Here is a 13,395-nt window from a genome sequence, read left to right as displayed (position 1 = left end):
AAAGTATAGTCTCATATCGTCAGCTTGCCGCCGCCTCTAGCCAATACTCTCGTCGACTGGAGTCGGAGAGGAAGCGCCAAAGCTAGGAATCACATCCAGAAACCCGAAGGTTCTCCGAATGATCCTGCCCGTGACCGGAGCTGCAGTAACGCCGGCGGTGAGACCTCGCGTAGAAGTCTTGGGTTTCGGATCATCGATGATAACGAGGTAGACGTAAACCGGATCGTCCATCGGCAGAGCAGCGGCAAAGACATTGTAGTTGCGGTTCCTCGCATAGCGACCCGCGATCACTTTTTCTGCGGTACCTGTCTTGCCGCCTACATTGAGCCCGGCCACTGCAGCGCGACGTCCCGATCCCTTTTCGCCACTTAGCTGATACAAGTGGCGCATCATGGCACTCGTACGATCGCTCACGATCCGTCTCGAGGCCAGCTCGGCATCCGTCTTGCCTCGCTTGATCAAGGTTGGGTTCACCAAAATTCCATTGTTCAGTATGCCGCCTATGCCTGAAGCAGTCTGTAATGGGGTGGTGGCAAACCCATGCCCAAACGACGCAGTGATTGAGGTCGCAGTGCTCCAGCGGGATGGCTCGCGGGGCGTGGCCACCTCTGGGAGCTCGAACTGCAATCTGGTGAGAAGTCCTGCGCTTTTCAAAAAATTGCGATGCTTCTCAATACCCACGGCCCGGGCTTCCAGAGCGGACCCAATATTGGAGGAGTAAAGAAACACCTCCTCTAAAGTAAGCGGCCGGTTCTTGCCGTAGTAGTCGCGGACCAGCTGCCGTCCCACGATCAGGGGTTTCGATGCATCATAGAGCGTATTCAGGGTGGCATTGCTCTTCTCGATCGCCATTGCCGTTGTGAAGGTCTTGACGATCGATCCCATTTCAGCCGCGCTTCCCGACACTCTGTTAAGGCGATCATGAAGATGCGCCTCTACCGGCTTGTTGGGGTCGAAATCCGGCAGAGAAACAAGCGCCAGAACCTCACCCGTCTTGATGTTCAGGAGGAGCCCGCCAGCTCCTGCAGGGTCGTACTTTCCCATGGCCTCGGTAAGCTCATCGTGAAAGGCATGCTGAATCCTCAGATCGATCGATGTCTTCAACGGGGAGAAGCTCTCACTACCGCCAAGTCCCAACTCCCTGAGCTCACGATACCCTTGTGTGTCTATCCATCTCTCCAGACCAGACACGCCAAGGTTATCGACGTCCGTTAATCCTACGACATGAGCTGTGGTGCGTCCCGCAGGATAGAAGCGCCTGATCTCGGACCGAAACCCTATTCCGGGGATCCCAAGCGCCATGATCCGGTTGTGCATCTGGGGCGGGAGGTGACGCTTCAACCAGATGAAGCCGCGCTCTCCCGAAAGCTTGGCGTGCATGTCTCGGACATCCAGGTCGGGAAAGACGGTGCGAAGACTGTCAATGGCATCGTCCACGTCAACAATCCGCCGCGGCTCTGCGAACAGCGAGTAGGTCTTCAGGTCGACCGCGAGCTTCCCACCATGGCGGTCGAGGATGGCTGGCCTATGCGCGGCAACTTGACCAGCTGCGACCCATGGAACTGCAGGCCCTTCAAGGCCGAACTGGACAAGTCTTGCACCGATTGCAAAATAAGCGAGCATCAAGGTCAGTGCCGCAATGCGAATCCGCGACTGCGTCAACTCACTGCGTGGGTACCGTCGTGGACATGGCATTTGCCGGCAACCCCTAGGCCAGAACAACAATCGGAGAGCCCCACTTCACCTTATCGTAGAGGTGAACAATGTCCTGATGCAGGAGCCGCACGCAGCCTGACGAGATTGCCTTGCCAATGGTGTGGGCCTCGCCAGTTCCGTGCAGGCGATAAAGCGTGTCACGGTTGCCTTGATGGATATAGAGGGCGCGCGCACCAAGGGCGTTGTTGATGCCAGGTGGCTGGCCGTATCTCCATTTCTCAAGGGGAGGTTGGCGCGCAATCATGTCAGCTGGAGGTGTCCAGACGGGCCACTCGCGCCCATAAGCTATATGGGCGCGTCCCGACCACTCAAACCCCGCTCTGCCAATCCCTACGCCGTAGCGCGTGGCGGTTCCGCCTTCACCGACGTGGTAGAGGTAGCAGTTTGGGGTATCCACAATGACTGTGCCGGGCGCTTCTGATGTCGAATAGTCGACGACTGCCCGATGAAAAGCCGGATCGAGGCGTGTCAAGTCCACCGCCGGAATCGGAAACCGCTCCTCCGGCATTGCCCGATACATAAGGAGCACGTCCTCGGAAAATGCGGGCGCTGGCAATTCCTGGGCAGGCTCCACTGAACCGGGAACGGAGCTGGTGGCACAGCCCGACACCGCCAGTCCAAGGAAACTTCCGGCTCCGCTGAGAAACAGTCGTCGGTCGATGGTGCGTGGTGTTGTCATGAAATGTCCAATGTAAGTCAGCGACGCACGCTGCCCTCTGCAAGGGCGCGTCGATCGTGGCCAGCCCTGATCGCGGAAGGGCAGACTGCCGAATGTGTTGGAGGGCGTATTCTTTCGCGTCAGGGCGCGGGGTGATGCAGGGTAAAGTCAGGCTCCACAAAGGCTACGCCATGCGCTGGCGTCGGAGCCCCCTCTGTCATTGGCCTGAGAGTATCGCTGATCTGCATCACGCTGGAGTCAGCTTACACCTTGGGCGGGAGCTGCAGCTCCGCTTTTCAGAGTGTTGTCTATCGAAGCGGTCCGGGTGCCTGAGAGTTTCCGGGGCGGTTGCTCCTTCGGCGGTCGGGGGGCCGACTCTCTCCCGCTTGTCCGCAATGGATAACGCGGTGCAGAGAGCACAGCAACCAAGGTCCGGTGAACACACCGTTCACGATATCGCCACGGTGTAGGGCCAGCCGCGCGTTCCACCGGTGGAACGCGGCGACCCGCTATCGCTGTCTACGCGGCAGGCAGATGCACTTCTACCTTCGTCTCGTCAGACTAACCTCTGCCATTAGCGAAGGAGAAAGAAATGGCATCGAACAACCTCTTGACCCCGGACAATCACGCACTTTTGCTGATTGACCACCAGTACCTCCAGCTTCTGACGCTGCGCTCGCATGAGGCTTCGCAGGTTATCAGCAACGCTCAAGCTATCAGCAAAACCGCAAAGATCTTCAACATCCCGATCCATCTCACCACTGCATTTGCGGAACGGCAGGAACTTCTCAAGGAGATCCAGGACGTCTTCCCCGAGCAGGTTCCGATCGACCGCACCACGCTGAACAGCTGGGAAGATTCCCGCGTTGTCGATTGGGTGAAGCAGACCGGAAAGAACAAGCTGGTGATGGCTGGCCTGTGGACCGAAGTCTGCTTGCAGATGCCGGTCCTTTCCGCTCTGGCCGACGGCTACGAGGTCTATTTCATCACCGATGCTTCCGGAGGCGCAAGCCGCGAAGCGCATGACATGGCCGTGGCGCGCATGATCCAGGCTGGCGCTATCCCGACCACCACTTGGTCCTATGTCAGCGAGGTGCAGCGCGACTGGGCTCGCGAGGAGACGGCTGGCGAGGTCACCAAGCTGTTCGAGGAACACGGTGGCGGTTTCGGCCAAGGCCTTCGTTGGGAATGGCAGCTTCTTGGTCTCAAGGAAGGAACCAGGTAACTGCCGCTGGCAGCGGCATGACAAGGCCGCTGCGGCATCTGCCACAGTCGACGGGCAGCCAGAGCCTGCCCGTTGCCGGTGATCATGTCGTTGACCGGCCTCCCCGGAGGCGGAAAAGATAGCTCACATCTCCGTCTGCAGTTGCGCCGCCCCGTTGAAGAGGCATGCGCTCCGTCTTCCCCAATCAGGGTCGGCAATTCAGCTTTCTAGAGCGGCTGCAGGAAAGTGGAAACCGGTTTTCCGTCCGCAGCCGCGAGAGAGCAGTTCAGAGTTTCTGTGAAAGTCTGAACAGGTTTAGAATGCTATCCCGACCGGCGTGCCGCGCGAAACCAGCGCGAATTCTTTTTCCATGAAGTCGATGAAATGTCTCACGGCTGGAGCAAGACCCCGTCGCGAGGCGAAGACGACGTGCACGATGCCAGCCTTCGGTTTCCATTTCGGAAGCACCACCTCCAGCTCACCATTACTGATATGGCTGCGAACCATGTATTCAGGCAGTTGCACGATTCCAATTCTGTTGAGCGCGGCATCACGGAGCGCCGCCATGTCATCGGTGACATAGCGCGGCTGGAACGGGACAGCGAGGACGTTGCCATCCTCGCCGGTCAGCTCCCAGGCGTGGCGCGGCATGACCCGCGTAAGGTCCATACTCGGAAGGCTTGCAGCCTGCCGCGGATCATCAGGACGGCCGTGTTCATCCAGGAAGGCCGGATGCGCGACGAGCAACTGCTCGCTCGTGCCCAGGTTCTTCATCACCAGATTGCTGTTTTCGAGTGGCGGGAAACGGACACGGAAAGCTACGTCCACCCCCTCCTCGATAACGTCGACACGACGGTTCGTCGCCGCAAGATTGACTGTGATCAGCGGATATGCGGCCAGGAAACGGGCGACCATCTGTGAGACAAGCGCCTGCAGCAGAGAGACCGGGCAGGTGACGGAGATTACTCCGCGCGGCTCAGCCTTTGTGCGATCGATCACATCCTGTGCCGCTTCCGCCTCAGCAATCATCGCCTGGCACTGCTTGAAGTACAGTTCGCCGATATGGGTCAGCGAGAACTTGCTCGCATTCCTCTGAAGCAGGCGCATGCCAAGCCGTTCCTCCAGCGCCGCTACCCTTCGGCTAAGGGTGGATTTCGGCACACCGAGTGCTCTGCTGGCGGGTGCAAAGCCCCGATTTTCAATCACTTTGGCAAAATAATAGAGGTCATTCAGATCCTGCATTGCCCGTTCCATCCGTGGGACGTGACGATCCGGTTTAGGATACTACGCGGCGATCTGCTCTGCTTCTATCTCTTCTTCTCAATTCAGCAAAGCTTTCTAGTAGCGGATGAAACCTCATGCGCAAAGTTGCATGCCGGTACTCGAGCCAAGCTGAAGATCAACGTTCACAAAGGGATAGTAAAACGATGTCGACCGCAGAACTCATCACCAGCGAAATCTTCAAGGCGCCGAGAACTCGGATCATCAGAAGCCAGGGATCGTTCACGATGCACCTCAATCTGCCCGGGTTCAACCTGCCGGAGCCAGACGATCATGGCTACGGGCCCTTGGCTCTCATCGTTGAATCGATCCTGGAACCCGGCACGCACATACGTCTGCACGAACATACGAATGATGAGATCATTTCATGGGTCCCGGGCGGTGTGATGCGGCATACCGATATGACCGTCGGTGAACTCGTCGTCGATGACCGGCATCTGATGGTCATGAACGCCGGCGCAGGTTTCTGGCATGAGGAAAGGGTCTTACCCTCTGATCCTTATCTGCGCATGCTGCAGATCTTCGTCCGCCCACGCGCTGCAGATCTCAAACCCGGCATTCAGTTCGGAGAAATGCCGGAAGCGCGACTGAATGAATGGCGTTACCTCTTCGGTCCTGAAAATTCGGATGCGCCCTTCTTCGTTCGCAACGACGCAAAATTCCACGATATCCGCTTGTCGCAAGGATCGCAGACAGCCCTGCCCGCGCCGCCGAACGGCTGGGACAGCTATTTTTACGTTTTCACCGGGAGTGTTCTGGCGGGTGGTACTCCATTTACCGAGGCCGAAACGGGCTTGATCCGCCGCCCCGATCCAACTGTGCTCACTGCATTGGAAGACAGCGTGGTCGTCTGCTTTTCGATCAATCCGGACGCACCTGCTGTTCGGCTCGGCACAGTGGGAAGATATCGGTTATCGCAGGCGTCATACTGAACTGCCGGCTGAAGAACCTGTTGCCGCTCCGCTTCACCCCATTCTCAGATCAGATTGCGGGCGGCAAGATTTCGCATCAGGTGCGATATGCCGAAGTCCCATTTCGGGCAGTCGTTGGTATAAGCGACCCGGTTGATGAGAACGCCTAGCTCCGGGTTCGAGATCGTGACCATGTCGCCGATTCTGTGCGTGAAACCCTCGCCCGGCCTTCCACGATCGTCGGTCGGCGCAAACATCGTGCCCATGAACAGCGCCAGTCCGTCCGGATACTGATGATGCTCGCCGATGGTCTGGGCCAGCAGATCGAGCGGATCTCTGCTGATTTCCGACATGGAGCTTTTCCCCGCCAGGGTAAAACCGTCCTCGCCGCGCACCTCGATACTGATCTCGGCGGTCCTGACATTCTCGATCGTATAGGCCCCATCGAAGAGACGAATGAACGGACCAATCGCGCAGGATGCGTTGTTGTCCTTTGCCTTGCCGAGAAGCAGGGCTGAGCGACCTTCCACGTCACGCAGATTGACGTCATTGCCGAGCGTCGCACCCTTTGCCCTGCCCAGGCTGTCGGCAAGCAGAACGATTTCCGGCTCCGGGTTATTCCATGTGGACACCGGGTGTATCCCCACCAATGCGCCATGCCCCACGGCCGAGAGGACCTGCGCCTTCGTGAAGACTTCCGCGTCCGGACCGATGCCGACCTCGAGATACTGCGACCAGACACCCTCCTGGATCAGCAACTGCTTCACGCGGGCCGCTTCAGGCGATCCAGCCCGCAGATTGCGCAGGTTCTCTCCGAGAATGGCTCCAATCTTCGCGCGTATGCTGGCTGCCGCCTCAGGCGCCCCGGACGCATGCTCCTCGATCACCCGTTCGATCATCGATCGCGCGAAGGTGACGCCACAGGCTTTGATCGCCTGCAGATCGACAGGTGCAAGCAACCTCAAGCCGTCCGCCCTGGCTCCTTCGTCCGGCACGGGCCCCAGAGGCTGGCCTGTCGCACTGGCCACGAAAGCAGCAGGATCGTCCATTTCGAGGAGATCGCGCATCGTCGGTGCCGACCGGGAGGTGATATCGTAAAGGATCCCGTCCTCGATCTTCACCAGTGCCGGTCCGGCCACGTCCTCACGCCACACGCGGCCCACATAGGTTCCTTCAGAATGCATGGATCTTGCTCCCAGACCTATTGTTTCTCGCGGCTGCGGACGGAAAACCGGTTTCCACTTCTCCTGCAGCCGCTCTCTGTTTGCTTCTTTGCATCGCCTGCTCAATCCGCAGCATTCACGCTCGCCACCTCGTCGTCCGGTCGTCTGGCAGCTCTGATCCAAGAGATGATGATCGTCACCCAGATCAGGCAGAAGAGGACAAAGATGCCGAAGGAAATTGGACGGTTGATGAAGTCCATCAGATTTCCCTGCGACTTGATTAGTGTGGTGATCAGGTTCTTCTCCAGGAGAGGGCCGATGACGATGCCGAGCACGCAGGGTGCAATGGGTATGCCGTTCTCCTCCATCAGGTAACCGACGACACCAAAGACAAGCATGATCGTGACACCATAGACCGCATTGTTGGAGGCAAAGGCACCGACGATGCAGAAGATCAGGATCAGCGGCATGAGAACCTTCTTGGAGACGCGAAGGATATTCTTGGAAAGCTTGATCAGCGCCCATCCAAGCGGGATCATGATCAGGTTGGCGAGAATGAAGATAAGGAAGACCGCATAGATCGTCTGCGGATTGAAGATGAACAGGGTCGGTCCGGGGTTCAGGCCCTTGATGTAGAGCACGCCGATCACGATTGCAGTCATCGTGTCCCCGGGAATGCCGAAGACGAGCGCAGGCACCCAGGCGCTGGAAAGGGCGGCATTGTTGGCCGATCCGGCCTCAGCGACACCCTCGATATGACCCGTTCCGTATTTCTCCGGTGTCTTGGAGAACCACCGGCTGATCGCATAGCTGACATAGGCCGCCACGTCCGAACCGGCGCCGGGGAGAATGCCGACCACGGTCCCCGTGACGTTGCCCCGCAGAAGCTGCCGCCAATATCTCTTCAGCATGCTTCCCCAGTCGCGGAAGATGTTTCCGACTGCAGCTGGCGCTTCTTCCCAGCTTCTGCCCCCGCTCAGGACGGTTCGGAAAACTTCCGAGATGGCGAAGATGCCGATCATCACCGGAATGAAGTCGATGCCGGCCAGCATCTCGGTCGAACCGAATGTCAGCCGCGGAACACCAGCGGGGTTGTTCAGACCGACGGATGCGATCACGAGGCCGATGAACAGGCTGAGGAGACCCTTGGCCGGATTGGATGCGCCCATGAAGACTGCGCAGGTCAAGCCGAGGAGCGCGATCCAGAAATACTCGGGCGATGAAAACTTCACCGCGAATTCGGCCAGCGAAGGTGCAGCAAAGATCAGCACGATGGTGCCGAAAAGCCCGCCGAGGGCCGAAAAGAGGACGCAGGCACCCAGAGCAAGTTCTGCCTTGCCCATCTGCGTCAGCTTGTAGGTGTCATCGACATAGGCTGCGGAAGCCGGCGTTCCCGGGATGCGCAACAATGCGGCCGGGATGTCGCCGGCGAAAATCGCCATTGCCGAACAGGCAACGATTGCACCGACAGCGGGAACCGGGTCCATGAAGAAGGTGAGCGGAACCAACAGTGCAGTTGCTGTCGTTGCGGTCAGTCCCGGTACGGCGCCAACGAAGAGCCCGAAGATGGACGCGGCGATGATGGTGATGATCACATTGGGATTTGCTACCAGGCCGAAGGCTTGAAGAATGACGTCCATTTCTCTCTCCTACCAGGGAAGCCTTGGGATCATGCCAAAGGGCAAGGGAACCAGCAGCAACGTCCTGAAGACGAAGTCGCACACCAAGGCTGCCAAGACCGCCAGAACGATGGCCTTCCCGGGATGAACCTTCAGGAGCAGAAACATTGCAAAAGTTATGATGATGGCCGTGGGGATGAACCCGAGAACATCGGCGAAGAAGATGTAGAACAGGACGAGAAGCACCGTCACTGCGACGCCGGCAAGCGCCCTCGGGTTCTTGATCTCGTCGGAAAGTACAAGCCAAGGCTCGCCCTGTCTGACCCCGGAGAAAAGCAGGCGCACCGAGCATCCAACAAAACCCAGAGCGATGAGAAGGGGAAACGTAGCAGCCCCATATGCTTGCCCCGGGATTGCCGGCAGGTTGAAGGAATACCAGGCAAGCAGGATGCCCGCGAGCAGGAATACCGCTCCGATGGTGGTGTCGCTGAATCGCATGAGAGCACCTGATCGATGATTGTCGGACAGGCCCGGCTTTCGCCGGACCTGCGGATCGCTCGGCTCGGCTATTTGGCCAGGCCGATGGCCTTCATCGTTTCACCGAAGTTCACGTCATTGGTGGCCAGGAATTTGCCGAATTCCTCACCGGGGAGGAAGCTCGCGCCAAAACCCTGTGCGCTCAGGAACTTGTTGTAGTCGTCGCTGTTGTAGACCTTCTCCAGGGCAGCGATCAGTTTGTCACGGATGTCATCCGGCAACCCCTTCGGTGCTACGATCCCGCGCCAGGCGCCAAATTCCCAGTCGGAACCCGTTTCTTCCTTCAGAGTGGGCACGTCTGGGAAGAGTGTGGAGCGCTCCTTGCTCATGTAGGCAAGCGACTTCACGCGACCCGCCTCGATGAGAGCTCGAGCCTCGACCAGCGATGTCGGTACGATTTCGGTACCACCCGAGAGCAGTTCCTGCAGGCCACTCGCGGCACCATCGCTTGGCACCCAGGTAACGGTGGAGGCATCGATGCCCGAAGCATTGAGCAGGCCGGCGATTGCCACATGCCAGCTCGATCCCTGGCCGCTGCCCGTTGCGCGGAAGGTGCCGGGCTTCGACGCCTTGATCGCCTCCAGCAGTTCATTGACGTTGGTATACTCGGAATCGGCAGAGACCTGCACACCTGCCGGGTCCTGGTTCATCAGGGCAAGAGGTGTGTAGACGTTGTAGTCCAGTTCCGTCAGCCCGAGCCAGTGCATCAGGTTGACCTCGGTCGTTGCAAGGCCAAGCGTATAACCATCGGGAGCAGCGTCCGCCATGGCCGCATGGCCGACAACGCCTGAGCCACCGGTGCGGTTTACCACGTTGACGGACTGTCCGAGTTCCTTTTCCAGGCCGACAGCGATGACGCGCGCAACGGCATCGGTACCGCCGCCGGCACCCCACGCAACCAGGAGAGTGATGGGCCGCTCGGGATAGTCTGCCCATGCGGGCATTGCGGTCGCCGACAGCAGGAGAGCTGCAATAATACCTTTTGCGAATTTCATGTTATTCCTCCCAAGTTGCGGTTGATTGTGCAGTGTCAGTCGAGTGAGGCCATTCGTCAGGGACATCCAACAAGGCCGATCCGGTGAAAGGACCTGCATGGCCTCCTCCAGCAGGCCTGCAGTCCGTACGCCCATCACCGTTGAGGGGCTTGCAGACCAAGCTCGCTCACGGTCGGGCGAAAAGGCGAAACAGCATCCGCGCCAAACCGATTGGCTATAAGGTATTTGATCATGTTCATGGCTGTTCCCTGGAAGAATGCTGGCGCTCGGGACCGCGACATCTGATATGGGCGCGGCAGCGATCTTTTCGTAAAAAGCAAGGTGGTTCCTGTGCGGTCTTGAGCGATTCCAGATCGCAGTCACATCACCTCCCCGTCTTGATCAGGTGGACTAGTCCGCCAACGCAGTGTTCTATCCACATAGTGGACACTATGTCCACTAAATGCTTGCTGAGACGGAATTCTTTGTCAACCCGCAAACTCGGCAATAGCCAGAGGTTTATTGTGGCAGCACATCCTTACAACTCCATTCTAGTTGCCGAACGAGAGCGGGTCCAAGCCAGACGCGACCATCTTGCTGCCGATGAGTCTCAGGCGCAGGCTACCCTTGCACTCGACACTTTCTGGGAAATCATTGCGCAGCTTGCCGATGCCAGCTGGCGGCATCGACCTTGCAGCCATCAGAGCCCGTCTCGAAGTGAATGGAGAAGAAGTCGTCGCAACAGTGTGTGGCAATCCAGCAATGGATCTCGAGCGGCTTTTATTTGGCTCGCCAGTCATAACCGCGGCAGGCAGACCGGCCTTAAGAAGGGCCAGATCATCTTAACAGGGTCATGCACAGGGATGTATTTTGTGGCTCCAGATGCCCAGGTTTGCGGCGGCGTCGCCGGATTGGGAGAGGTGTCCGTGACATTTTCCACGTCACTGCGTTTAAAACGGCAGGGCGATCAAGCGCAATCCGAGACGCCACCGGCCGCATGGCCTTTGTTCATTGATCCTCTGCAATTGGTGGCGGCTCTCGGGATACCATTCGCGAAGCCGCCACCAACGACATGCGCTGCGTTGCTCAGGTCACCGGCGAACTCTTGCCTTGAAGGTTTCGGGACCGAAGCATACCCAACCCGCCCGCTACAAGCAGAGCCATCACCGTTGCGTAGGAGACGAGCGGCCAGGCTGTGTCTCCGTCCAACAGCGTCACCGCCAGCGTACCGACAATGCTGACGATCAGGCTTTGGATGCAGAAGTAGAAGGCGACTGCAGATCCAGCGATTTCATCGAACTGAGCCAGAGCGCCGTTTGCGGTGACAGACACGGTGAAAACGATGCCCACTGCGATCACCCACATCGGCAGGATGAAGGTAAGGAATGACGGCGAGCCGTAAAGCTCGCCGATGCCCAGGAGCGTCGCTCCGCAAACGAGCAGGGCCATCCCCCGCCCGACGCAACCGGCAATGCCCCACCTGGCGACGAACGCCTTTACGAAGCGGGTGGTCACAATCATGACCAGGGCGACGGTCGCGAATGCCAGGCTGAACCAGAACTCCGAGTAGCCAGCTCGCCCGATCAGCACGCGCGGGGCTGTGGAGAAGAAGACGAAGAACGTACCCATACCCGCGCTGAAGCCTATTGTGTAGATCCAGAACGGAAGGCTCGCGAAGATGGGTCGGACGGAAGGATGCGTCTCGTTCTCGGTAACCGGGCGGGTTTCATGCCACCGAAGCGACGCGTTCGCGACGGCGAGAGCCGCCAGTGCGCAGAGCGTCAGGAAGATCGCTCGCCATCCGAACCATTCCGCTATGACGGCTCCGGCAAGCGGACCGATGGCCGGGACGAAAGCCAGCATCGAGCTGAACAAGCCATAGATGACTGCATTCTCCGGGCGGTTGGCGTAAACGTCGCGTACCGTCGCAAAGGTGGCCACCAGCGCCGCCGACGCACCAATCGCCTGGATGAGACGGAAGCCGAGAAAGGCTTCCGCCGTAGAAGAGCAGGCCGCGCCGAGGGACGCAACAGCGAAGAGCGCCCCGCCTGCAAGAAGGACAGGCCGTCGTCCGATGCGGTCTGAAATCGGGCCGAACACCACCTGTCCCACACCAAGCATCACCATGTAGAGGCTGAGCGCGAGCTGAATCATGGTTGGGGTCGTGTTGAGAATACCCGGCATCGCCGGAACGACGGGAAGAAAGATGTCCATCGCCAGCGAGGCGAGGATGTCGAAGGGTGCCATCAGCAGAAGAGCTGCGGGCAGCGTGTAAGACCACGCGGATCGTGTGGTTGTCATGACGAAAACATCCGCTTGAATGGAAGCAAAGCGGCGTTCGTTCGACAGCAATCGGAACGGATTGGCTCTACAGAACGCCGCAACAACAGAAACCGTTGCTGCGGCTTACTTGTCTGCGGACTTTCCGTCTCCCATGTCACTCCCCGAATTGAACAGGATTGCTGGATCGAATTATCGTAACTTACTTCTAAAGTCGAGAAGACGGGACAAAGGATCATGAGCATCGTCATTCGAGCGGCCAGCGATGGCGACGCCAATCAGATGGCGGCCATCCTCACTGAGATCATCTCGATCGGCGGATTGACGTCGCACCAGGCTCCGTTTGATGGCGAGCGTATCCGCCGCGAATTCATTTCTCCAAAGCGCGGAATCTCCTGTTTCGTGGCGGTGGCAGGCTCCAAGGTGAGAGGCTTCCAGTCCTTGGAGTGGTCTGATCCGGACTGGCCGGGCGAAGACTGGCTGCCGGCAGACTGGGCCTTCATCTCGACTTACGTGCAACCCGGTCATCACCGTCTTGGCACCGGCACCGGTTTGTTCGAGAAGACCGCCGCTGCTGCCGAAGCCGCAGGTGTTCGCTTCATCGATGCCACCATCAGGCTCGAGAATAGGCCTGCACTGGCCTTCTATGACAGGCTCGGATTTGAGAATTACAGACGTACGGCTCACACCGTATCAAAGCGTTTCATCGCTCAGGTGCGTCGCTGAATGCACCGCCTTCTCCGCCGACGCGCACGAGACGCTTGCCGATGTTCGCGCCGACGAACAGCCTCTGCAGAACCGCGGGCGCGTTTTCGAGACCATGGACAATGTCTTCGCGGCTAACGAGACAGCCATCCGAAATCGACCGAGAGTGCGTTGCAAACGCCTCACCGAACTCGATGATCGCGAAATGCTTATTCCTGACTTTGTCCGTTGGCCGTTCACGCAAAATTACCTGCTTGTTGACTGCGGACATGGTCTCATCTCCTTCCAAGATGGTAGGTGAGCAGCGACCACGCGATCTGGAACTGGTGGTTCAAGAGTGCGAAGTG

General features: G+C 58.6%; 13 protein-coding genes and 1 riboswitch. Of the genes, 3 read left to right on the top strand and 10 right to left on the bottom strand.

What is annotated here, in order from left to right; genetic code table 11:
- Nucleotides 1-36 precede the first annotated feature (36 nt).
- Both IEX27_RS11220 and IEX27_RS11215 read right to left on the bottom strand, forming a co-directional pair.
- The gene (locus IEX27_RS11220; protein WP_244630342.1) at nt 37-1,623 is read right to left on the bottom strand and encodes a peptidoglycan D,D-transpeptidase FtsI family protein; all 1,587 of its coding nucleotides are present in this window, start codon (nt 1,621-1,623) and stop codon (nt 37-39) included.
- Between the two features lie 85 nt (nt 1,624-1,708).
- Nucleotides 1,709-2,395 carry a L,D-transpeptidase gene (locus tag IEX27_RS11215; protein WP_188721143.1) on the bottom strand — a complete coding sequence of 229 codons (687 nt, stop codon included), beginning with the start codon at nt 2,393-2,395 and terminating at the stop codon, nt 1,709-1,711.
- Between the two features lie 286 nt (nt 2,396-2,681).
- Nucleotides 2,682-2,769, bottom strand: a riboswitch (glycine riboswitch).
- Nucleotides 2,770-2,966: 197 nt separating this feature from the next.
- Between IEX27_RS11215 and IEX27_RS11210 the strand changes: the two genes are divergently transcribed.
- Nucleotides 2,967-3,599 carry an isochorismatase family protein gene (locus IEX27_RS11210; RefSeq protein ID WP_188721142.1) on the top strand — a complete coding sequence of 211 codons (633 nt, stop codon included), beginning with the start codon at nt 2,967-2,969 and terminating at the stop codon, nt 3,597-3,599.
- A 294-nt stretch (nt 3,600-3,893) separates the two neighbouring features.
- On the opposite strand, the gene IEX27_RS11205 is transcribed toward IEX27_RS11210, so the two are convergent.
- The gene (locus IEX27_RS11205; protein WP_188721141.1) at nt 3,894-4,820 is read right to left on the bottom strand and encodes a LysR substrate-binding domain-containing protein; all 927 of its coding nucleotides are present in this window, start codon (nt 4,818-4,820) and stop codon (nt 3,894-3,896) included.
- A gap of 116 nt (nt 4,821-4,936) precedes the next feature.
- Here IEX27_RS11205 and IEX27_RS11200 point away from each other — a divergent pair, with 116 nt between their 5' ends.
- The gene (locus tag IEX27_RS11200) at nt 4,937-5,791 is read left to right on the top strand and encodes a pirin family protein (protein ID WP_210315526.1); all 855 of its coding nucleotides are present in this window, start codon (nt 4,937-4,939) and stop codon (nt 5,789-5,791) included.
- 44 nt (nt 5,792-5,835) lie between these two features.
- On the opposite strand, the gene IEX27_RS11195 is transcribed toward IEX27_RS11200, so the two are convergent.
- From IEX27_RS11195 to floR, 6 genes are all read right to left on the bottom strand, one after another.
- Nucleotides 5,836-6,954, bottom strand: a complete 1,119-nt coding sequence (locus IEX27_RS11195; protein ID WP_188721140.1) for a fumarylacetoacetate hydrolase family protein — start codon at nt 6,952-6,954, stop codon at nt 5,836-5,838.
- A 101-nt stretch (nt 6,955-7,055) separates the two neighbouring features.
- On the bottom strand, nt 7,056-8,573 hold the full coding sequence (locus IEX27_RS11190; RefSeq protein ID WP_188721139.1) for a tripartite tricarboxylate transporter permease: 1,518 nt from the start codon (nt 8,571-8,573) through the stop codon (nt 7,056-7,058).
- Nucleotides 8,574-8,582: 9 nt separating this feature from the next.
- Entirely contained in the window at nt 8,583-9,050 is a 468-nt protein-coding gene (locus IEX27_RS11185; RefSeq protein WP_188721138.1) for a tripartite tricarboxylate transporter TctB family protein, read from the bottom strand.
- Nucleotides 9,051-9,118: 68 nt separating this feature from the next.
- On the bottom strand, nt 9,119-10,084 hold the full coding sequence (locus IEX27_RS11180) for a Bug family tripartite tricarboxylate transporter substrate binding protein (protein ID WP_188721137.1): 966 nt from the start codon (nt 10,082-10,084) through the stop codon (nt 9,119-9,121).
- Nucleotides 10,085-10,614: 530 nt separating this feature from the next.
- Nucleotides 10,615-10,764, bottom strand: a complete 150-nt coding sequence (locus IEX27_RS11175) for a hypothetical protein (RefSeq protein ID WP_188721136.1) — start codon at nt 10,762-10,764, stop codon at nt 10,615-10,617.
- A 385-nt stretch (nt 10,765-11,149) separates the two neighbouring features.
- Nucleotides 11,150-12,364, bottom strand: a complete 1,215-nt coding sequence (gene floR / locus IEX27_RS11170) for a chloramphenicol/florfenicol efflux MFS transporter FloR (RefSeq protein ID WP_188721135.1) — start codon at nt 12,362-12,364, stop codon at nt 11,150-11,152.
- Nucleotides 12,365-12,580: 216 nt separating this feature from the next.
- Between floR and IEX27_RS11165 the strand changes: the two genes are divergently transcribed.
- A complete protein-coding gene (locus IEX27_RS11165; protein ID WP_188721134.1) occupies nt 12,581-13,069 on the top strand; it encodes a GNAT family N-acetyltransferase in 489 nt (162 codons plus the stop codon).
- On the opposite strand, the gene IEX27_RS11160 is transcribed toward IEX27_RS11165, so the two are convergent.
- A complete protein-coding gene (locus IEX27_RS11160) occupies nt 13,047-13,319 on the bottom strand; it encodes a hypothetical protein (RefSeq protein ID WP_188721133.1) in 273 nt (90 codons plus the stop codon). The two genes, IEX27_RS11165 and IEX27_RS11160, sit on opposite strands and share 23 nt — an antisense overlap.
- Between the last annotated feature and the right edge of the window lie 76 nt (nt 13,320-13,395).

It is taken from the genome of Nitratireductor aestuarii, assembly GCF_014641695.1.
Lineage (GTDB): Bacteria > Pseudomonadota > Alphaproteobacteria > Rhizobiales > Rhizobiaceae > Chelativorans > Chelativorans aestuarii.
The sequence above is the reverse complement of the archived record's forward strand: the minus strand, read 5'-3'. Positions and strand labels throughout refer to the sequence as shown.

What these genes read in the sequence shown, in the direction of transcription:
- IEX27_RS11165 (WP_188721134.1), top strand. Translation starts at nt 12,581, where the DNA reads ATGAGCATCGTCATTCGAGCGGCCAGCGATGGCGACGCCAATCAGATG.
- IEX27_RS11215 (WP_188721143.1), bottom strand. Translation starts at nt 2,395, where the DNA reads ATGACAACACCACGCACCATCGACCGACGACTGTTTCTCAGCGGAGCC.
- IEX27_RS11200 (WP_210315526.1), top strand. Translation starts at nt 4,937, where the DNA reads ATGCGCAAAGTTGCATGCCGGTACTCGAGCCAAGCTGAAGATCAACGT.
- IEX27_RS11160 (WP_188721133.1), bottom strand. Translation starts at nt 13,319, where the DNA reads ATGTCCGCAGTCAACAAGCAGGTAATTTTGCGTGAACGGCCAACGGAC.
- IEX27_RS11190 (WP_188721139.1), bottom strand. Translation starts at nt 8,573, where the DNA reads ATGGACGTCATTCTTCAAGCCTTCGGCCTGGTAGCAAATCCCAATGTG.
- IEX27_RS11220 (WP_244630342.1), bottom strand. Translation starts at nt 1,623, where the DNA reads ATGCTCGCTTATTTTGCAATCGGTGCAAGACTTGTCCAGTTCGGCCTT.
- IEX27_RS11180 (WP_188721137.1), bottom strand. Translation starts at nt 10,084, where the DNA reads ATGAAATTCGCAAAAGGTATTATTGCAGCTCTCCTGCTGTCGGCGACC.
- IEX27_RS11175 (WP_188721136.1), bottom strand. Translation starts at nt 10,764, where the DNA reads ATGGCTGCAAGGTCGATGCCGCCAGCTGGCATCGGCAAGCTGCGCAAT.
- IEX27_RS11205 (WP_188721141.1), bottom strand. Translation starts at nt 4,820, where the DNA reads ATGCAGGATCTGAATGACCTCTATTATTTTGCCAAAGTGATTGAAAAT.
- IEX27_RS11210 (WP_188721142.1), top strand. Translation starts at nt 2,967, where the DNA reads ATGGCATCGAACAACCTCTTGACCCCGGACAATCACGCACTTTTGCTG.
- IEX27_RS11195 (WP_188721140.1), bottom strand. Translation starts at nt 6,954, where the DNA reads ATGCATTCTGAAGGAACCTATGTGGGCCGCGTGTGGCGTGAGGACGTG.
- IEX27_RS11185 (WP_188721138.1), bottom strand. Translation starts at nt 9,050, where the DNA reads ATGCGATTCAGCGACACCACCATCGGAGCGGTATTCCTGCTCGCGGGC.
- floR (WP_188721135.1), bottom strand. Translation starts at nt 12,364, where the DNA reads ATGACAACCACACGATCCGCGTGGTCTTACACGCTGCCCGCAGCTCTT.